Source organism: Riemerella anatipestifer, assembly GCF_009663465.1.
Taxonomy (GTDB): domain Bacteria; phylum Bacteroidota; class Bacteroidia; order Flavobacteriales; family Weeksellaceae; genus Riemerella; species Riemerella anatipestifer_C.
In genome coordinates this window covers 43,063-64,696 of sequence record NZ_QXHU01000002.1, presented here as the reverse complement: position 1 = coordinate 64,696, position 21,634 = coordinate 43,063, and the positions used below count along the sequence as shown (strand labels likewise).

The 21,634-nt window shown below is 34.9% G+C and carries 15 protein-coding genes; 9 read left to right on the top strand and 6 right to left on the bottom strand.

Annotated elements, in window-relative coordinates:
- Positions 1–38: 38 nt before the first annotated feature.
- Together D1003_RS02545 and prfA are read right to left on the bottom strand one after the other, a co-directional pair.
- Complete coding sequence (locus tag D1003_RS02545; RefSeq protein ID WP_153935609.1) at positions 39–452, bottom strand: RNase adapter RapZ; 414 nt, start codon at positions 450–452, stop codon at positions 39–41.
- Positions 452–1,540: a peptide chain release factor 1 gene (prfA, locus tag D1003_RS02540; protein WP_004917087.1), complete on the bottom strand. Its 1,089-nt coding sequence runs from the start codon at positions 1,538–1,540 to the stop codon at positions 452–454. The genes D1003_RS02545 and prfA overlap by 1 nt, the downstream gene beginning before the upstream one ends.
- Before the next feature lie 149 nt (positions 1,541–1,689).
- Here prfA and D1003_RS02535 point away from each other — a divergent pair, with 149 nt between their 5' ends.
- Positions 1,690–2,112 carry an OsmC family protein gene (locus tag D1003_RS02535; RefSeq protein WP_153935608.1) on the top strand — a complete coding sequence of 141 codons (423 nt, stop codon included), beginning with the start codon at positions 1,690–1,692 and terminating at the stop codon, positions 2,110–2,112.
- A 46-nt stretch (positions 2,113–2,158) separates the two neighbouring features.
- Here the strand turns inward: D1003_RS02535 and D1003_RS02530 are convergent, their stop codons facing one another.
- The 3 genes from D1003_RS02530 to smpB all read right to left on the bottom strand — a co-directional run bounded on the left by D1003_RS02530 (position 2,159) and on the right by smpB (position 5,005).
- A complete protein-coding gene (locus tag D1003_RS02530; RefSeq protein WP_153935607.1) occupies positions 2,159–2,899 on the bottom strand; it encodes a YebC/PmpR family DNA-binding transcriptional regulator in 741 nt (246 codons plus the stop codon).
- A gap of 104 nt (positions 2,900–3,003) precedes the next feature.
- Complete coding sequence (locus tag D1003_RS02525) at positions 3,004–4,470, bottom strand: OmpA family protein (protein ID WP_153935606.1); 1,467 nt, start codon at positions 4,468–4,470, stop codon at positions 3,004–3,006.
- Between the two features lie 76 nt (positions 4,471–4,546).
- A complete protein-coding gene (smpB, locus tag D1003_RS02520; RefSeq protein WP_153935605.1) occupies positions 4,547–5,005 on the bottom strand; it encodes an SsrA-binding protein SmpB in 459 nt (152 codons plus the stop codon).
- 96 nt (positions 5,006–5,101) lie between these two features.
- Between smpB and D1003_RS02515 the strand changes: the two genes are divergently transcribed.
- From D1003_RS02515 to D1003_RS02480, 8 genes are all read left to right on the top strand, one after another.
- Entirely contained in the window at positions 5,102–6,724 is a 1,623-nt protein-coding gene (locus D1003_RS02515; protein WP_153935604.1) for an ABC-F family ATP-binding cassette domain-containing protein, read from the top strand.
- 82 nt (positions 6,725–6,806) lie between these two features.
- The gene (locus tag D1003_RS02510; RefSeq protein ID WP_153935603.1) at positions 6,807–7,337 is read left to right on the top strand and encodes an RNA methyltransferase; all 531 of its coding nucleotides are present in this window, start codon (positions 6,807–6,809) and stop codon (positions 7,335–7,337) included.
- 39 nt (positions 7,338–7,376) lie between these two features.
- A complete protein-coding gene (locus D1003_RS02505) occupies positions 7,377–9,182 on the top strand; it encodes a DUF885 family protein (RefSeq protein ID WP_153935602.1) in 1,806 nt (601 codons plus the stop codon).
- 109 nt (positions 9,183–9,291) lie between these two features.
- Positions 9,292–14,268 carry a translocation/assembly module TamB gene (locus tag D1003_RS02500; RefSeq protein WP_153935601.1) on the top strand — a complete coding sequence of 1,659 codons (4,977 nt, stop codon included), beginning with the start codon at positions 9,292–9,294 and terminating at the stop codon, positions 14,266–14,268.
- Positions 14,269–14,285: 17 nt separating this feature from the next.
- Positions 14,286–16,607, top strand: a complete 2,322-nt coding sequence (locus D1003_RS02495) for a BamA/TamA family outer membrane protein (protein WP_153935600.1) — start codon at positions 14,286–14,288, stop codon at positions 16,605–16,607.
- Between the two features lie 13 nt (positions 16,608–16,620).
- Positions 16,621–17,529: a YihY/virulence factor BrkB family protein gene (locus tag D1003_RS02490; protein ID WP_052911315.1), complete on the top strand. Its 909-nt coding sequence runs from the start codon at positions 16,621–16,623 to the stop codon at positions 17,527–17,529.
- A gap of 12 nt (positions 17,530–17,541) precedes the next feature.
- Positions 17,542–18,351 carry an SDR family oxidoreductase gene (locus D1003_RS02485; protein ID WP_153935599.1) on the top strand — a complete coding sequence of 270 codons (810 nt, stop codon included), beginning with the start codon at positions 17,542–17,544 and terminating at the stop codon, positions 18,349–18,351.
- Positions 18,352–18,359: 8 nt separating this feature from the next.
- Positions 18,360–19,733, top strand: coding sequence for an aldehyde dehydrogenase (locus tag D1003_RS02480; protein WP_153935598.1), 1,374 nt, complete (start codon positions 18,360–18,362; stop codon positions 19,731–19,733).
- 81 nt (positions 19,734–19,814) lie between these two features.
- On the opposite strand, the gene ftsZ is transcribed toward D1003_RS02480, so the two are convergent.
- Positions 19,815–21,620, bottom strand: a complete 1,806-nt coding sequence (gene ftsZ, locus D1003_RS02475; RefSeq protein ID WP_052911312.1) for a cell division protein FtsZ — start codon at positions 21,618–21,620, stop codon at positions 19,815–19,817.
- Between the last annotated feature and the right edge of the window lie 14 nt (positions 21,621–21,634).

Here is a 21,634-nt window from a genome sequence, read left to right as displayed (position 1 = left end):
CCAAGTGTCTTTAACGCTCAAAAAGAGAATATATTTTCTTAGTTAAGGTGAGATTGCTCATTATGCCTCAAACACACTTCCGCTTGAGGATATTTTTCTCTAATGAAATCTGCAGTTTTAATTGCCGCATACACAGAGCGATGTTGACCTCCCGTACAACCAAAGGAAACTTGTAAACTCTCAAAACCTCTTGCTAAATAATCTTCTATATTTATAGAGATAATTTTCTGTGCCAAGCCTAAAAACTGAGGCATTTGGGTTTTTTCTTCTAAATAGAGTTGTACCTCATGCTCCGCTGCTGTTTTGGACTTATATTCCTCTTGCCTCCCTGGATTTAGGATGCCTCTACAGTCAAATACAAAACCGCCTCCATTGTCTGTATCATCTTTAGGAATACCTCCTTTTTTATAGGAAAAGCTATATACTTTTATCTTTAATTTGTTCTGTTCCATTATCCTATATTTTCTTCCTCACCTTTCATTTTCTCTGCATTTTCTGCCATAATTAAGGCATCTAGCATCTCTTGAATATCACCATTCATAAAATTATCCAAATTGTAAATAGACTTGTTAATTCTATGATCTGTAACTCTTCCTTGAGGATAATTGTAAGTTCTAATTTTAGCCGAACGGTCTCCCGTGGAAACCATCGTTTTTCTTTGAGCCGCAATATCTCCTTGTACTTTTTGCAACTCTATATCGTAAAGTTTTGTTCTAAGCATCTCCATTGCTAACTCTCTGTTAGCTAACTGAGAACGAGCTTGCTGACACACGACTACAATACCTGTAGGTTTATGCGTAAGCTGTACCTTAGTTTCTACTTTGTTTACATTCTGCCCACCAGCACCTCCAGAACGAGAAGTTTGCATTTCTATATCAGCAGGATTGATTTCCACATCTACCTCTTCAGCTTCAGGCAATACCGCCACCGTAATTGCAGAAGTATGTACTCGTCCTTGAGATTCTGTTTCTGGAACTCTTTGCACACGGTGTACTCCAGATTCAAACTTCATAATCCCATAAACACCATCTCCCTCCACTCGCATAATGAGTTCTTTATATCCCTTTGATGCTTCGTTAGAATCGGTTACTTCATGCTTCCAACCCTTAGATTTAAAATACATGGTGTACATTCTGTAAACATCTTCAACGAAAATAGCCGACTCATCTCCTCCTGTTCCCGCACGAAGTTCCACCATTACATTTTTATCATCTGCAGGGTCTTTTGGAATGAGTAAATATTTTAACTCTTCCTCTATCGAAGGAATACGGTCTATCGCCTCTTGCTTCTCCATTTTAGCAAGGTCTACCAAGTCTTTATCAGAACCATCAGCTATAATTTCATCTGCTTCTTTGATGGCATTGAGTGCAGTAGAATACTCATCAAAAACCCTTACAATCTTTCCCAAATCACTATATTCTTTGTTAAGTGAAGAATATCTTTTTTGGTCAGAAATTACATCAGGTTGAATAATCAAATCCGCTACTTCGTTATAGCGTTGTTTTATGGCTTCTAATTTTGGTATTAAACTCTTTGACATTGTTATCTAAACTATTGGTGAGCAAAGATAAGGATTTTTTTATGTAGTAAGAGATACTAAGCATTTCTCTTTTTCAAATACCGAATACCATTGACAATATTTCTGATAAAATAACTATCTTTACAAGCAGAACTAATCATTACAAAAAAATGAAAATAACACTCAACAGAATTAATGACGATTTTTTATTTGAATGTACTAATAGTGCAGGCAATAGTATACTTCTAGATAATACCTCTCAACCTAATCCCAAAGGCGTTTCTCCTATGGAAACCATACTGATGGCAGTAGCGGGTTGTAGCGGAATAGATATGGTTTCCATCCTAAAAAAACAAAGACAAAATCTAACGAGTTTTAAAGCAGAGGTGGAAGGCACAAGGGTACCTATTGATGATGCTAAGCCTTTTAAAGCAATCTCTGTAAAATTTTTATTGGAGGGAGAGATAGACGAAAGGAAAGCCTTGAAAGCAGCTCAACTTTCTTTTGAAAAATATTGTTCAGTATCCAAAACTTTAGAACCCAATGTCAATATTGATTATAACGTTTATCTCAATGGTTTCCTCCTTTCATAAGTGAGGAAATACCAAAAAGGCTACTTATTCAAAGTAGCCTTCTATTTTATAGTTTCTGCATCAGCTCGTCTGTAATTTCCATATTGTGATATACATTCTGTATATCATCATCTTCCTCAAACCTTTGTAACATTTTCATATTCGCAATAAACTGCTCTTCTGATACGGATTTGCTAATATTAGGTATCCTTTGCAGTTCTGCATTCTTAACCTCTATCCCCAGCTCATCTAACTTATGTGATAATGGACCAAAATCCTCAAATGCTGTGGTTACCATAACTTCTGTATCATCAGAGTCTATATCTTCTGCACCTCCATCTATCATTTCCATTTCAAACTCTTCCCAATCCATCTTTATCAAAGATTTTTCTAAAGTAAATATCCCCTTTCTATCAAACAGAAAAGAAAGCTCCCCATTTTTTCCGAGATTACCATCGAATTTGTTAAAAATAGCTCTTACATTAGCCACGGTTCTAGTAGAATTATTAGTTGTACATTCTACAAAAAATGCAACTCCACCTTGTCCGTAACCTTCGTAAGTAATCTCCTCATAGTTCTCAGCATCTGCACCACTTGCCTTCTTAATAGCTCTTTCTACATTATCTTTAGGCATATTAGCCCCTTTAGCATTTTGTATACATCTTCTCAACGCTGGATTAGAGTCTGGATCTGGACCGCCAGCTTTTACTGCTAACGCAATATCTTTTCCGATTTTAGAAAAAGTTTTTGCCATTTTATCCCAACGAGCCATCTTAGAGGCTTTTCTATATTCAAACGCACGTCCCATAATTATAATAATGATTTAGATGTGCAAAAATACTAATTTTAATACAATAAAAAAACGCCCTCTTTTGAAGAGGGCGTTTTATTTTTAAGATTAGAAAATACTAATTATTTTCTTTTCTTTTTTACTACTTTTTTCTTCACTACTGGAAGATCAGACTTTTGAAGAGCTTCCCAAGCAGATCCACTAACAGCTTCTACAACTACCTTTCTATCTTTCATTCTTTCTTCGTCAGAAGCAGATGCAGGTACTGTAGATTCAGCAGAACCAACTCCTTTAGATTTTAACTGAGATGGATTAACACCTCTAGCCTCTAAAGCAGCTACTACAGATGCAGCTCTTTCTCTAGAAAGTTTCAAGTTATAGTTAGCATTACCTTTAACATCTGTATGACCAACTACTAAGAAAGTACCTCCGTTAGAAGACTTAATCACTTCAGCAGCTTGATCTAACTTAGCATTAGACTCAGGTCTGATAGATGCTTTATTAAAGTTAAAGAATATACCCTTTAATGCTCCTGTTGCTTCAACTGCATACGCTTCCTGAGGCTTAGGACAACCTTTGTATTCTGGAAGACCTGGAACATTAGGACAATCATCATCCTTATCTAATACTCCATCATTATCTGTATCTGGCCAAGGACAACCGTTATTTTCAGCTGGTCCTGCTACATCAACACAAGCATCGTCTTTATCCAATACACCATCTTTGTCTGTATCTGGCCAAGGGCAACCATTGTTTTCTACTGGTCCTGCTACTTCTGGACAGTTATCATCTTTATCTGGAACACCGTCACCATCTGTATCTGGACAACCTTGGAATTCAGGTAAACCTGGTATTTCTGGACATAAATCGTCTTTATCTAATACTCCATCTTTATCCTTATCTCTGTTACCAAATCTAAAGTTCAATGAAGCTGACGCTTGCCAGAAGTTAGCCAATCCAGACTTATCTACTGGAGTAGAAACATAATCCCCTTGGATACCAAGACCAAAGTTCTTAGTTAACCAAATGTTTGTACCTAAACCTGTTGATAAAGCAAAATGATCCGCTCTTCTCTGAGTGTATGGCTTATTTTCGCTATACCCTAAGTAAGTTACATCGTTGTAGTTATCTCTCACTGGGAATGTAAGACCTGTATAGTCGTGTCTCAAATAGTTAGCTCCAACTCTTACATATGGGTCAAACCACGCATCTTCGTTTCCAAAAAGAAGACCAGCAAATTTAAGCTGAAGACCAAGACCAGTCATCAACATAAACTCCTTGTCCATACCTATTCTCTTATTATCAACATTACCTACTGAAGTTTGCCAGTCAAGAACTAATACTTTGTTCAAGTTTCTAGCAACAGTAAGTTTAGACAATGGCGGAGTGATTGTAAAATTATTGATATTGTACAATCTCTTACCTGTAAATGCTGTTTTAAAAACATCTCCTGCACCTCCTCCTGTAGCCACATGGTTCACGCCGTGAGCACCAACACCTATTAACCAAGGATTGCTGGTAGTCTGCGCAGAAACGGTAGTAGCAACTGTAAGCGCCAATACCGAAATTCCTAATTTTAGATTTTTCATAGAATTAAATAATTAAATAATTGATAATGCAAATTAAATATATTTTTTTGTTACTGCCAAAATTTTGGCTTTTTTTCTATCTTTTTTTTAAAACGCGGCTCAAATTAACTTTTGTTTCCCTTTCTCTAATAGCCTCTCGCTTGTCATAAAGTTTTTTACCCTTAGCTAATGCCACTAATACCTTAGCCTTGCCCTTATCGTTAATATAAACTTTCAGAGGTACTATGGTATTCCCTACATCTTTCATCTTCTTACCCCACTTATCCAACTCTCTTTTATGAAGAAGTAACTTTCGTTCTCGCTTTATTTTATGATTATAGAAAGTCCCTAATTTGTATTCATCTATCGTCATATTGATAACATAGAGCTCCCCTTCTATAAATTGACAAAAACTTTCTGTAATGGACGCTTTAGAAGATCTCAAAGCTTTAATTTCTGTCCCTGTTAAAACTATTCCAGCTTCAACTTGTTCTAAAATTTCATACTCAAAACGAGCTCTCTTATTAGAAATACTGACTGTCCTCTGAATATTCATCGTTTAACTGTAAATACAATTACTATACCAATCATTGAAATACAAAAGTTGTATTTTAAAAATTCTTCTTACTTTTGTGCAAATTTACAAAACTATATGTTAACAGTATCAAACCTATCTTTACAATTCGGGAAAAGGGTTCTTTTCGACGAGGTTAATATAAAATTCACTAAGGGAAATTGCTATGGTATCATCGGTGCTAATGGTGCTGGAAAGTCTACTTTCCTAAAAATACTTAGCGGTAAACAAGATCCTACTACAGGTAATGTGTCTTTAGAACCAGGCAAAAGAATGTCTGTGCTAGAACAAGATCACTTCGCATACGACCAATATACAGTCTTGGAAACCGTTTTAAGAGGCAATAAAAAACTCTTTGAAATCAAGGAAGAAATGGACGCTCTATATGCTAAACCTGACTTTTCTGACGAAGATGGTATAAAAGCTGGTGAATTAGGCGTTATTTATGATGAAATGGGCGGTTGGAATGCTGAAGCTGACGCTCAAACTATGCTTTCTAACGTTGGTATTAAAGAGGATATGCACTACCAAATGATGAGTGAATTAGAAAACAAAGATAAAGTAAGGGTATTACTTGCTCAAGCTTTATTTGGTAGTCCCGATGTACTCATCTTAGACGAGCCTACTAACGATTTAGATATTGATACTATAGCTTGGCTAGAAGATTTTCTTGCAGATTATGAGAATACAGTAATCGTAGTATCCCACGACAGACACTTCTTGGACGCTGTTTGTACTCACATTGGAGATTTAGACTATTCTAAACTCAATCTTTATACGGGTAATTATTCATTCTGGTATCAAGCCTCTCAACTAGCGACTAAGCAAAGACAACAAGCTAATAAAAAAGCAGAGGAAAAGAAAAAAGAACTTCAGGAGTTTATTGCCAGATTCTCTTCTAATGTGGCTAAAGCAAAGCAAGCTACCGCTAGAAAGAAAATGCTAGATAAACTTAACATTGAGGATATAAAACCTACTTCTAGAAGATACCCCGCCATTATTTTTGAACAAGAAAGAGAAGCGGGAGACCAAATTCTAGAAATTAAAGATTTAGAAAAAATCAAAGATGGTGAGTTGCTATTTTCAGGAATAGACCTCAACCTGAAAAAAGGGGATAAGGTGGCTGTATTATCTAAAAACTCCCTAGCTATTACAGAGTTTTTCCAAATTATTTCTGGTAATTCTGAGGCTGATAAAGGTTCTTATCAATGGGGCGTAACCACTTCACAGTCTTATATGCCGTTAGATAATACTGAATTTTTCCAAGAGAACATTAACCTAGTGGATTGGCTAAGACAGTTTACTAAAAACGACGAAGAAAGACACGAGGAATATATGAGAGGTTTCTTAGGAAAAATGCTTTTCTCTGGAGACGAAGCTCTTAAATCCTGTAAAGTTCTTTCAGGAGGAGAAAAAATGCGTTGTATGTTCAGTAGAATGATGCTTCAAAGAGCTAACATTTTACTATTAGACGAACCGACCAACCATTTAGACCTAGAGAGTATTACTACACTTAACAACTCTTTGGTAGCATTTAAAGGCACACTTCTTTTAGCATCTCATGACCACGAAATGCTAGAAACTGTTTGTAACCGTATTATAGAACTGACTCCTAAGGGCATTATTGATAGATATATGACTTATGATGAGTACCTTCAGGATAAAAAGGTGAAAGAACTAAGACAACAGATGTACTCTTAAGAAGAAAATAATAATAACACGTATAAAGAGGGCTGTAATTTGGTAGATTTCAGTCCTCTTTTTCAATAATAAAGATAAAGCTATGACAAAAAAATTAAAACTAGAAGAACTAGGTAGAATTGATATAGAAACATTTAAAAAAACATCTAAAACGCCTCTCGTGGTTGTTTTAGACAATATTAGAAGTATGCACAATGTTGGTGCTTTGTTCCGAACTGCCGATGCGTTCTTAATAGAGAAAATTGTACTTTGTGGTATCACACCACAACCACCTCACAGAGAAATACACAAAGCGGCATTAGGGGCTACCGAAAGTGTAGATTGGGTTTATCAAAAAACTATTTCGGTAGCAATAGAAGAGCTGAAAACACAAGGTTATAACATTATTGGAATAGAACAAACCACAGACAGTATTTCTTTATCCGATTTTGAAATAAATCCTAACCAAAAGTACGCTTTAGTCTTAGGTAACGAAGTTGAGGGACTATCAGATGAAGCTCTTTCTTTATATGATAGCTTTATAGAAATACCACAACTCGGCACCAAACATTCTCTTAATGTAAGTGTTTGTGGAGGCATCGTAATATGGTCCTTTTTTAAAGTCTTAGTATAAAATTTTTATTACTTTTGCTTGATACATAATTTATTGAATATGAATATTACAAAGTTTTTTTCAAAGTTTATTATATTGCCCTCCATTGTACTAACTTTATTTTCGTGTAAAAAGGGAGATACACCTTTTGTTGTAAATACCACGTCTAAAACCAATTTAGACAGCATAGCAGAAGAGTACTACGAAGGCTATCTTAAGTTTCACCCATTAGAAGCTACCTCACAAGGCGACCCAAGATACAACGATAGGCTACCTAGCCTAGAAAAAACTAAAATTACTGAAGAAATTGCTTTCTACAGTGATATAATTAAAAAACTAGAAACCGTAGATTATGAATATCTTCCCGATGATAAAAAAACTGTTTTTAATGTACTGGATTACTTATTAAAAGATTTAGTAGAGGGCTATGCCTATCATCCAGAATATATACCGTTTACACAATTCTCGGGGTTACCATTGGACTTCCCTCTTTTGGGAAGTGGAAGTGGAAATCAGCCATTCAAAACGGTAGAAGACTATGATAACTGGCTAAAAAGAATGCAAGAATTTCCTAAATGGATGGAGATAGCTCAAGAGAATTTCAAACTAGGTATCAAAAATAATATTGTTTTACCAAAAAGTCTAGTGGTAAAGATGATTCCTCAAATGAGAGCAGAAGAAATTATATCTAAAGATTCCAACAAAAACATATTTTATAAGCCTCTTAAAAATTTCCCCATTAGCTTTAGTAATGCAGAGAGAAATCGTATTACTAAAAACTATCAGGAGGTAATTATATCCAAAATCATTCCTGCTTATCAGAAAATGGGCGATTTTCTTGAGCAAGAATATTTACCAAAAGCAAGAACTACAGACGGCTACAATGCTCTACCAAAAGGTAAGGAAATCTACAATTATCATGTAAAACGCTGGACAACTACCAACCAAACACCAGAAGAAATACATAATACCGGATTAAAAGAAGTTGCTAGAATAAGAGGCGAAATGGAAAAAGTAAAAGAAGAACTGAAGTTCAATGGAACTTTAGAGGATTTTTTGATTCATTTAAAATCCGACCCTAAGGCAATGCCTTACCAAACGTCTCAAGAAATTTTAGACGGATTTCAGGCTATCTTATCTAAGATTGAGCCCAAGCTCAAAACGATGTTTAATAATGTTCCAAAGACAGGCTTTGAAATTAGACAAACCGAGAAATTTAGAGAGGCATCTGCTAGTGCAGAATATCAACCTGGAACTCCAGACGGAAAAAGAAACGGTATTTTCTACATTCCCATTCCGAATCCTAAAGCCTTTAATGTAACTTCTGGTATGGAGTCTCTTTTCCTTCACGAAGCTATTCCTGGGCATCATTATCAAATTGCTTTACAACAAGAGAATCTTAATTTACCAAAATTTATGCGTTTTGGTTGGATAGGTGCTTATGGCGAAGGTTGGGCGCTCTATTGTGAGTCTTTAGGAAAAGAATTGGGACTTTATACTAACCCTTATCAAAAAATGGGAGCTTTAAGTGATGAAATGATGAGAGCTATTAGGCTCGTTATAGACACTGGATTGCATACTGGAAAACTCAATAGAGAAGAGGCTATAAAATATTTTCTAAGTAATGTAGCATACGATGAAGCTGGTGCTACAGCGGAGGTAGAACGCTATATGTCTATGCCAGGACAAGCTCTAAGCTATAAGACTGGAGTATTAAAGATACAAGCACTAAGAGATAAATATAAAAAAGATTTAGGCACTAAATTTAATTTAGCAAAATTTCATAATGAACTTTTAAATCAAGGTTGCCTCCCTCTACAAGTTCTTGAAAGAAAAATGGAAATTTGGGCAAACACCCAAAAATAAGATTTTGAAATAAATGCAATATATAATTTCTTAAAGGCTCTTTCTAGCAAAGAGAAAAAACTCATCATTTTTAACACAAAATTTATATAAACTTATTAAACTACATTCATTGAAAAATAAGATAAAAAAAACATTTAAAATAGGAGGTATTATTTTCGCCAGTGTCGTTATAATATTAGTCATATTAGCCCTTAGTCTTAATATCCCTGCCGTTCAGAATTTCGTTAAAGACCGTATTGTTAGTTATGTTGAAACCAAAATAAAAACCCCTGTAAGTCTAAAAAGAGTATATATTAGCTTCCCTAATAAGTTAGGGTTAGAAGAACTTTATTTAGAAGAAAAAAACAAGGATACATTACTGCACATCAACAAATTAGACATTGGTTTAGATATTTTTCAACTCTTACAAAACAAAGCTGATTTTAAATCTATTGAATTAGATGGACTTAGAGCCAATGTGAAAAGAGACGAAAAAGGGCGTTTTAATTTCGATTATATACTGGACGCTTTCGCTAGCAACAAAGACGAAGAAAGACAAGATTCTAAGCCTTTCATTCTATCTCTAAATAAAATAAAACTGCAACGCGTTAATGTCAATTTTAATGATTTTCAGGAAGGAAACCATCTGAAAATAGCGTTCAATAATTTCGAAACAAAGATTAAAGACTTTAATCTTGAGAAAAACATTTATGCCCTCAATGGTCTTACTGCTGATGGTCTCAAACTAAGATTAAAACAAGAGATATTAAAGGAAGCTATAAAAGAAACTGCAAAAACAATAGATAGTCTTTCAGCCAAAAAACCGATGCAGATAAAACTAGATTCTCTGCGTTTTACCAATTTTGATGTAGACTATGCAGACAATACTACTCAATCTTATTTCAAGGTTTTATTTAAAGAACTATCTGGGGATTTTAATAATATAGATTTACCTAAAAACAAATATGATATAGACCAAATTAAACTTCTAGGTGCCCAGATAAATGTGGACCTCAAAAGCTCCTCTCAAAACAAATCTTTACAAGATGAATTTCCAAAAAATCCTGCAAAGGTTAAAAGTAAGTCCCCTAATGTAAAACTTAATTTACTAGCTTTAGATGATGTGATATTGTCCTATAATGATAATGCCCAAAAACATCAACAAGGATTTGATGCTAATCATTTAAACTTCAAAAAACTCAATGTAAATATCACAGATTTTAGAATGCTGAATGAAGAGCTGACTGGTTCCATAAAAAAAGTAGAACTTTACGAAAAAAGTGGACTTACAATAAAGAACCTCAAAACAGATTTTGCATACAAGAAAAATGTATCCTATTTTAAAAATCTGCTTTTGGAAACCAACAACACCATTCTTAGAGACGAAGCTGTAATTACCTATAATTCTCCGCAACAATTATCTAGTAACATAGGCTCTGCTGGACTAGCCATCAATCTTAGAAACTCTAAAATAGGCTTCAGTGATTTGTATTTATTTGCTCCTGATTTAAAGAAAAACGAGATACTTAAACAATATCCCAATTCGGTGCTAAACATAGATGCTAACTTAAGAGGGAAAGTAAATGACTTAAATATAAACACATTACACATTAGTGGTTTAGGTAGTACAACATTGGATATTTCGGGACAAATAAAAAATGTAACCAATCCTAATTTACTAAATTACAATATCGCCATTAACGAGTTAAAGACAACTAAAAAAGATATACAAAATTTAGCTCCTAGAAATAGTATCCCCTCAAACATTGAGCTACCCCAAACTATTTCTTTAAAAGGTAATGCCAGAGGTAATACCTCCTCTATTCTATCCCATCTAAATATAAATACCAGTTTAGGAAACCTTAAACTAGATACATACGCCAACCTTAAACCCAAAAATGGAGAAAAATACACCATCTTAGCAGAAGCGGAACAACTCGTTCTAGGAAAATTATTAAGGAATAAAGATTTAGGAATATTTTCAGGAGAAATAAAAGCAAATGGAGTAGGGTTTAATCCTAAAACAACTCGAACATCAGTCAACGGAAATATTAAAAAATTTGACTTTAAAGGCTATCGCTATACAGGTGTTAATCTGAAAGGGAGTCTAATGACGGGGAAATTAAATGCTCACATTCTATCTAAAGACCCTAATGCCAATTTAGATTTCAAGCTAGCTGGAAACCTCAACAAAACCTCAAGTGTACAACTTAGTGGAAATATTGAATTGCTAGACCTATACAAACTAAATTTATACAAAGAGCCTCTAGCCTTATCAGGTAAAATAGATAGTGATTTTAGTAATATCAACCCAGATTTTCTCAACGGTTATATTCTTTTAGAGAAGTTTAAAATTACACATAAGGACCAAACTTTACCTTTACAAGAAATTAAACTTGAAGCATTATCTACCCTCACCGAGAACAAAATAAATTTAAAATCTCAAGTTGTAGATGCTTCTATACAGGGAAAATATAAACTTACTCAAATTTCTGATATTTTATTAAAAACACTTAATAGTTACTATGAATTTAGCCCTGCATCTAAGTACAAAAAGACCTTAGCCCCCAACCAGTACTTCACACTGAATGCTAAGGTAAAAGATGACAACCTTCTAAGAATATTTGTACCTGATTTAAAATATTTTAATGGAGGAGATATAACAGGAACTTTTGATTCAAACCAGTACAAGATAGAGTTTCAGGCGGATTTTCCAATAGTAGAATATGCAGAATATAAACTTAGTGGGCTATCACTTAATGTAAACAACAATCAAGAAGAACTAAGATATAGACTCGGTCTAATGGAGGTAACTAATGAAAATTTAGCCTTACATCAACTCGATTTGAATGGAACCATTAACAATAATAATATCGGAATTAACTTTAGTACCAAAGACTCCAAAGGAACAGAGCAATATGCATTAGCTGGTATATTTAGAAATGAAAAAAACATCAACAAATTCAGTTTCGTTCCGCAAGGTTTAATGCTCAACTATGATAGATGGCGAGTAGAAGAGCAAAATGTTATCGGTTTTGGGCGGGAAGGTGTATTTGCTAGTAATTTTAATCTTACCAAAGGAAACTCTTCCATTTCGTTGCAAAGCCAAGAACAAAAATTAGGTAGCCCATTAAGTATCTCCATCTCTAATTTTAAAGTAGAAGATATTACAGAGATGGTAAAAAAAGATAGCCTCATTGCTAGTGGTTCTATCAATGGGAATGCATTGGTCTCTACTTTTAAGCCCAACTTAAAAGTAGAAGCCGATGTGAATATATCTAACCTAAAACTAAAAGGAAAAAAAGTAGGAAATCTAGATATACAAGCCAATACCAAAGCGGTTGATTTAATTGATACCAAAATTGCTCTCACGGGAGAAGGTAACGATGTACAATTAGAAGGCAATTATCATCTCAAGAAAGGGGATTTAGGATTTATTGTAAACCTTAACACTCTCCCTACTAAAACTTTAGAAGCATTTGCACTAGGTAATATAAAAAATGGAGAGGGCTATTTTAGTGGAAAACTAAACATCAATGGTACGACTCAAAAACCTCAAATAAGAGGTGGGATAAAATTCAATAATGTAGGGCTAGAGATTGCTAAAACAGGAACCGTTTTTAAAAATATTGAAGATGAAATAAGATTTTCAGGACAAAATATTGTTTTTGAACAATTTAAACTACGCGATGCAGAAAATAACAGTTTACTCGTAAACGGAGATATACAAACCGAATATTTCAAGAAATATGCTTTCAATCTTGATGTTAATGCCAAAGATTTTAAGCTAGTAAATTCTGAAAAAGATAATGATAAGATGATGTATGGCGTACTCTCCCTAGATACCAATCTAAGGATAAGAGGTAATTTGGATTTGCCAAAAGTGGACGGGACATTATCTGTAACCGATGCCACAGATTTTACCTTTATACTCCCTCAAAGTACTCCTACAAAACAGGATAGAGAAGGTATCGTTGAATTTGTAGACAAAGCCAAATTTGGATTGGCTAAAAATGAGGCAGCAGACACTTTAAGCTCCAAAAATCAACTTAAAGGTATGGAGGTCTCGGTTAATATAGATGTAGATAAAAATGCGAAAATGTCTTTGGTCATAGACAAAGCCAATGGCGATTTTGTAAAACTACAGGGGCAAGCACAGCTCACAGGAGGCATATCTCCTTCGGGAAGAACCACTCTAGTAGGTGTCTATGAGGTACATTCTGGAGTCTATGAAATGTCCGTGAATATGCTCAAAAGAAAATTTGAAATAAAAAAAGGAAGTACCATTACATGGAACGGAGAACCTACTGAAGCTGATATGAATATAACAGCAATTTATACCACAGAAACGGCTCCTCTAGATTTAGTACAGCAACAATTGGCAGGACTTAGCCCAAGAGAACTTAATCAGTATAAACAGCGTATTCCATTTAATACTCATCTCATTATGAAAGGTGAACTCATGAAGCCCGAAATCTCTTTTGACATTACAACAGAGGATAAGAACGCCGCAGTAAGTTCTACCGTAATATTAAATACAGAGCAAAGACTAGCACAGCTTCGTCAAGAGTCTTCAGAGCTAAACAAACAGGTTTTCGCCCTTCTGCTCCTCAACCGTTTTATTGGAGAAAACCCTTTTGAAACGAGTTCAGGAATGTCGGCCGAATCAATGGCTAAGCAAAGTGTTAGTAGGATTTTAAGTCAAAGTTTAAATAACTTAGCTGGAGATTTGATTGCTGGTGTAGAACTCAATTTTGATTTAGAATCATCAGACGATTATTCTACTGGAGAAAGAACCTCAAGAACAGACCTAAATGTAGCTTTGAGTAAAAAGTTACTTAATGATAGGCTCAAGGTATCCTTAGGTAGTAATTTTGGACTAGAAGGAGCTACTAGACCTGGAGAAGAAGCCTCTAATATAGCGGGAGATATTATGGTAGATTATATGCTTTCTAAAGACGGCAGATATCTTCTGAGAACTTACCGAAAAAATCAATATCAAGTAGCGCTACAAGGGCAAGTTATAGAAACAGGATTGGGCTTTGTAATTACTTTGGATTACAATGACCTTAGAGAAATATTAAAAAAGAAAAAGAATAAAAAGTAATAGATATCTTCATTATAATGAAACATATAATCAAACGATATTCAATACTAATATACATTGTTTATACTGGTATTTTTGTCACAGGATGCTCTGGAGCCTCTACTCTTAAAGAAGGAGAAATTTTATATACTGGAGCTAAGGTCAAAATAAAATCAGACCGATTAAACAAAGGTGATATTTCTGAACTGAAAAAAGGCACAGAGAGTCAACTTTCTCCTAAACCTAATGCTTCGTTTTTGGGAATGCGCCCTAGATTGTATTTTTATAAATGGGCGGGAGAAACTAAACAAAATAAAGGTCTGCGATATTGGATTAAAAATAAATTAGGAGAAAAACCTATTCTTCTGCAGGGTGTGGATAGAGAATTTAATAAAGAAATTGCAGTTAATTATGCAGAAAATATTGGTTATTTTAATACTAAAGCAAAATATGACACCCTTACAAAAGGTAGAACTGCTAAGGTTTTATATACTATAACTCCTTACAATAGATATTTTATAGATACCGTAAACTTCCTATCTAATACTAACGAAGAGGTAATGGAAGATATAAAAGCTACACAAAAACAAAGCCTAATAAAACCACAAGAACCTTATAATCTCGAAATAATAAAAAAAGAAAGACTCCGCATAGATACTTATATGAAGGAGAATGGATATTATTATTTTAGTCCAGATAACATTATTATTCAAGCGGATAGCACTATAGGAAACAACAAAGTTGCAGTCAATGTAAAACTAAAAGACCAAACTCCAGAACTTAGTAAAAAAAAGTTTAGTATAGATAAAGTAATTATTTACCCCGATTATAGCATACAAAATATAGAGCGAGGAAGCATAGCCATTCCTACCACAACCAATGGACTAGAAGTCTACAAAGATATGTACATTGTAGACCCCGAAAAAAAATTCAAACCTCAGATTTTTGATAAGGTGATGTATTTTCATTCAGGTGAATTTTATAATAGACGAGACCATAATCTTACACTTAAAAGACTCATAAATTTGGGCGTTTTTAAATTTGTTAAAAACCAGTTTATCATTTCGGATTCTCTAAACAACAAGTTTGATGCTTACTACCTACTTACTCCAAACAATTTTCAATCATTCCGTATGGAAGCATTAGGCAAAACCAACTCTGCAAATTTTAACGGTGGAGAGATAAATATCAACTGGCTTCACAGAAACTTATTTAGAGGGGCAGAGCAACTAAGGATTACTGCTTATGGAGGGATTGATGTGCAAGCTGGAGGACCGAGAGCTTTCAGCAATATATTAAGATTTGGAGGCAATGCTCAACTTACTTTTCCAAAGATTATAGCTCCTTTTAAGTTTCATACCAGTTCAGAATTTGTACCAAGGACACAAGTAAATCTAGGATACGACTATCAGCGTAGAACGGGGCAGTATACTCTGCATAACTTTAGTACCTCCTTTGGCTATTTATGGAAAGAAAATGCAGAGAGAGAACACGACCTTAAGATATTTAGCGCCACTTATGTTAACCCTCAGAATATTTCAGAAGAATATCAATCTTTAGCAAATCTTTATCCTAGTTTAGCTAGAGCTATAGAAAAACAGTTGGTTTTTGGACCTGTGTATCAGTACACATACACCAATACCATCATACCTAGAACACATCAGTTCTATTTTCACGGATTAGCCGATTTATCAGCTAACCTTACAGGGCTATTATCCAATGCAAATGCAAAAGAAGGAAGACAAAAAACCATACTAGGAGTACCCTTTAGCCAGTATGCGAAATTGGACACAGACTTTCGCTATTACTACAATATAAACTCTAAAAATACTTTGACTGCAAGATTAATGATGGGATTAGCTTATCCTTATGGTAATTCTCTCACAGTGCCTTTTTCTAGACAATTTTTCGTGGGAGGAAGTAATAGTATAAGAGCCTTTAGAGCTAGGACACTAGGTCCAGGTAGTTATGACCCAAGAAACCAACAAGGTAGTTTCTTTTTAGACCAAGCAGGAGATATTAGGCTAGAAACTAATTTAGAATATCGTTTAAACCTCTATCGTTTTCTTAACTTAGGTCTCTTTTTAGATGCTGGTAACATTTGGCTTATCAATGATGATCCTACTCGCCCAGGTGCTAAGTTTGGTAAAGATTGGGCTTCTGAAATTGCTATAGGAGGAGGCTTAGGACTTCGATTTGATTTTAATATATTTGTACTAAGGACGGATCTTGCCATTCCTATAAGAGTACCCTATTATAACAAAGGGGAACGATGGAGATTTAACCATATTGATTTTAACAATTCTTCTTGGAGAAAAGATAACCTAATCCTAAACATAGCCATAGGCTATCCTTTTTAGAAAAAAGACCATTATGAAAGATAATCTTAAATTTTACTGGGAAACCATTAGAAAAGCAGGAGCAGATTGGAGCAACTCAAATGCAGATAGAGATGCGGCAGGAATTGCTTACTATGCTATATTTTCCATACCTGGATTACTTATAATTTTAATTTGGGTTATGGGGATTATTTTCGGAGATACCAATTTTCAACAAAAAATATTACAAGAGGTTACAAAAATTATGGGAGAAGATACCGCCAAAAGTTTAGATGGTATCTTAATATCTTCTATGATAGACCAAGACGGAATTATTATGAGAATTATTGGAGTGGTAACTCTCATTTTTGGGGCGACAACCCTATTTTTTCAACTTCAAAAGTCTCTCAATGAATTATGGGGTGTAAAAGCAGCTCCCCAAAAGGCTATACTCAAATTTCTAGTAGACCGTGCAAATTCACTAGGAATGATACTCATTATTGGCTTTCTAATGATGATTACAATGATTTTATCTACACTTATAGGGCTAACTAATGATTTTATCTCTCAACACCTAGGGCTAGAAACCTACTATATTATACAAATCATAAATATACTTGTGGGTTTCCTTATTGTTGTTCTACTGTTTGCTCTTATGTTTAAAGTCCTTCCCGATGTCCAACTCTCTTGGCATTCTGTATGGGTAGGCTCATTCATTACTGCTTTTTTGTTTACCTTAGGTAAATCTCTATTAAGTCTTTACTTCAGCCATTTTAAACCTACATCTGCTTTCGGAGCAGCTGGCTCCGTTATTCTAATTATGATGTGGATAAATTATACTTGCAGACTCATCTTTTTTGGAGCAGTATTTACCAAAGTTTATACCTACCGTAAAGGACTAAAAATACAACCATCTCTACATGCCGAATGGACTTCTGACAGAAGAGAGCCTTCTTCATACTAACTATTTCAAGGTATGAACAAAAAATTTCAGCATAAAAATATCCTCATCACGGGAGGCGCTAGCGGCATCGGGAAAATTATGGCTAGGCTTTCGTTGGAGAAAGGTGCTAAAGTGATTATTTGGGATATTGACCAAGTAAAAATTGATGAAACTATCCTCCAGTTTTCATCACTAGGTTCTATCTTCGGATATAAGGTAGATGTTTCCAATTATGACGAAGTACAACACATCGCCACAAAAACTAAACAAAAGATTGGTAATATTGATATTCTAATTAACAATGCAGGGATTGTGGTAGGCAAATATTTCCACGAACATTCTCAAAAGGATATTTTAAAAACCATAGAAATCAATACCAATGCACCTATGGTAATTACTAATCTATTTTTACAGGATATGCTTACGCAAAATTCAGGACATATCTGCAACATTGCCTCTTCGGCAGGATTGGTATCTAATCCCAAAATGTCCGTATATGCAGGGAGCAAATGGGCTGTTGTTGGTTGGTCCGACTGCCTTAGGTTAGAAATGGAACAGTTGAAAAAAAACATCAAGGTAACCACTATTATGCCTTACTATATCAACACAGGAATGTTTGATGGTGTAAAATCCGTTCTACCTATATTAGACCCTGAAAAAGCGGCTAAAACCATCATTAGTGCTATAGAAAACAACAGAAAAATGGTAACGCTTCCTAGGTATATCTATCGTTTAACTCGTATAGGTCAAGGACTATTTCCTCTTCGTTTTTTTGATTGGTTTGCAGGAAGTTTACTAGGAATCTATAAAACAATGGCTGACTTTAAAGGTCATAAAAAATAATTATACCAATGGAAACTTCAAAAGCCGAAATATCAGCACTCGTCCAAAAACAAAAAGCATTTTTTGCGACTCAACAAACCAAGGCTATTGATTTTAGACTAAAGCAACTATCTTTACTAAAACAAGCCATACTAAAGTATCAGCCCGAAATAGAAGAAGCCTTATGGAAAGATTTACACAAATCTAAAGAAGAGGTTTACCTTACGGAAATCAGCATTGTTCTAAGTGAAATTAATTATCATTTAAAAAAATTAAAAAGTTGGGCTCGTCCTAAGAGGGTTTGGTCGCCTATTTCGGTACTTCCTGCATCTAGCCGTATCATTTACGAACCTTTGGGTGTGGCTCTTATTATCTCTCCGTGGAATTATCCGTTCCAGCTTCTTATCAATCCTCTAGTAGGAGCTATTTCCTCTGGCTGTTGTGCTTTACTAAAAGCTTCTCCTGACGCTCCAAATCTCGCTAATGTAGTGGAGAAAATGCTAACAGAATGTTTTCCAAAAGAGTACATTACCCTCGTTAAAGGTGGACGAGAAACCAACACCTACTTGTTAGAGGAACGTTTTGATTTCATTTTCTTTACAGGAAGTCCATCTTTAGGAAAAGTGGTTATGAAAGCGGCGGCAGAAAATTTAACGCCTATCGTGTTAGAATTAGGTGGCAAAAGCCCTTGTATTGTGGATAAAGATGCAAACCTCAACCTTGCTGCTAAAAGGATTGCGTGGGGAAAACTCATCAATGCTGGACAAACTTGCATCGCTCCAGATTATCTTTGGGTACACCGTTCAGTAAAAAAAGAACTTCTTGAGAAAATAGCCTACCATATCAAAGAAATGTATGGCTCCGATGTTAAATCTAGTCCTTTTTATCCTCGTATTATAAATGATAAATCCGTAGAAAGGCTTTCTAAATTTCTTAATGAAGGAAATATCTATTTAGGCGGAGAAGTAGATTTTAATCAAAAATATATAGCACCAACTATTATAGATAATGTAGAGCCTCACTTCGCTATTATGCAAGAGGAAATTTTTGGCCCCTTATTACCTGTGATGGCATTCGACCATATTGACGAGCCTATCTCGTGCATCAACCAATATGCAAAGCCATTAGCATTGTATTATTTTGGTAAAAATAAAACTGCTAAAGAGGTAATTTCAAAAACAAGTTCGGGTGGAGGTTGTATCAACGATACGCTTATGCATATTGCCAATCATCGTCTTCCTTTCGGTGGTGTTGGGAATAGTGGTATGGGCAAATATCACGGAAAGTACAGTTTTTTAGCCTTCAGTAATGAAAGAGCTATCATAAACACACCAACATTTTTAGACCTTCCGTTCAAGTACGTTCCTTTCAGGTTTTTTGAATGGGTAAAGAAAATGATATAGTTTTACCAATAAAAAAACCTCAGAATGAATATCTATTCTGAGGTTTTTAAAGAAGTCAATCAAGTATCAAAAATGTAGAAACTAATCTACATCTTTATTCAAAAATTTGTTTTCTCTAAGTTCTACTCTGCCATTGTTATCAGCTAAAAAACTACTGATACGCTCATCAGAAGGGCTATCATCTAACTTAATGTTTTTTCTTCTGAAAGCAGGCACTGTTTCAAAAGTATTTTCCTCATCTACATTTTGGTAACGAGAATTAAATTCTTTTAGCTTATTTCTTCTCTCCTGTACTTTAGAGTCTTCTACTTTTTTCTCTATAAAAGTAAAAAGCGTTTCCTCTTGAGCTATTTCTTCATTACGAAATATAGGTTTTTCTTCTACTTCATGAATTACTTGAGGCTCTTGAGACACAACATTATTAGATACTGTTTTTACTTCCTCTTCAAGAGTAGGCTCTTCTTCTTTTATTTTAAAGCTGAACTCTACAGGTCTTTCATCTAAGAATAAAGATTTGGTAGGTTGTATGCTACTTTCGTCTTTTGATTCAAAAGTAAAAGATATTCCTTTTGGTTCTTCGTATCCTTCATCATAAGAGAATAAATCTAATTCATTACTTCCTTCTTCAAACTCTTCATTAACCTCTTCAACATAGGTCATTGGTTGCACTTCTTGAACCGCTAACTGCTCTCCGCTTAATCTATTTGCTGAAAATTGTGGCGAAGAAAAATCATCTTCTTCATCTAACTTCACGATGTTTTTCTCTGTAACAACAGAACCTAGTCCTGCATTCTTAGCATCAGAAGAAATTTTAAATGGAGATTCTCTTCTAACCGAATTTGCCGTTTCGTGCAATGGTACCTTAACTACTTCCGTAGGACCTGCATTGATGTGGTTTTCATTAGTAAATCCCGTAGCAATTACCAATACTCTAATAGCATCGCCAAGTTCTTCATCTGTCCCTACACCAAAGATAATGTTAGCTGTATTTCCTGCTTCGTTTTGGATATAATCGTTGATAAGACCAATTTCGTCCATCGTAGCTTCAGAAGCCTCATCAGAACCACTCTGAATAAGAAGCAATACATCTTGAGCTCCTGTAATTTTGTTATCATTAAGAAGCGGAGAGTCTAATGCCTTTTTAACAGCTTCTTCTGCTCTCTTCTCACCCGTAGCACTTCCTGTGGACATCAAGGCTGTACCTGAATTCTGTAATACTGATTTAGCATCACGGAAGTCAATATTGATAACAAAAGAACCCGTAATTACCTCTGCCATACCTTTGGCTGCATTGGTAAGCACCTCATCTGCCTTAGAAAAACCTTGTTTAAATCCTAAGTTACCAAACTGTTGTCTTAGTTTATCGTTGTTTATCACGATGAGAGAATCCACATTATTTCTTAGTTTCTCTAGTCCTGCCTCAGCTTGGTCTAATCTTCTTTTTCCTTCAAAAGAAAACGGAACTGTAACGATAGCCACCGTTAAAATACCCATTTCTTTAGCCGCCTTAGCAATGATAGGTGCCGCACCTGTACCTGTACCACCACCCATACCAGCAGTAATGAACACCATTTTGGTATTTTGCCCTAGAGTGCTTTTTATTTCGTCTATACTTTCTATTGCAGCCTTTTCTCCCACTTCTGGGTCTGCACCAGCACCTAAGCCTTCTGTAGTTGTGATACCTAACTGAACTTTATTAGAAACAGGATTGTTATTTAGCGTTTGGGCATCTGTATTACAAATGACAAAATCTACGCCGTGAATCCCTCTTTCATACATATGTTTTAAGGCATTGTTTCCTCCACCACCTACACCTATCACCTTGATAATAGATGAGTTGCCTTTTGGTAAATCAAATTCAAAACCTGTTTTATTGGTATTTTCCATTACTTCATTTTAAA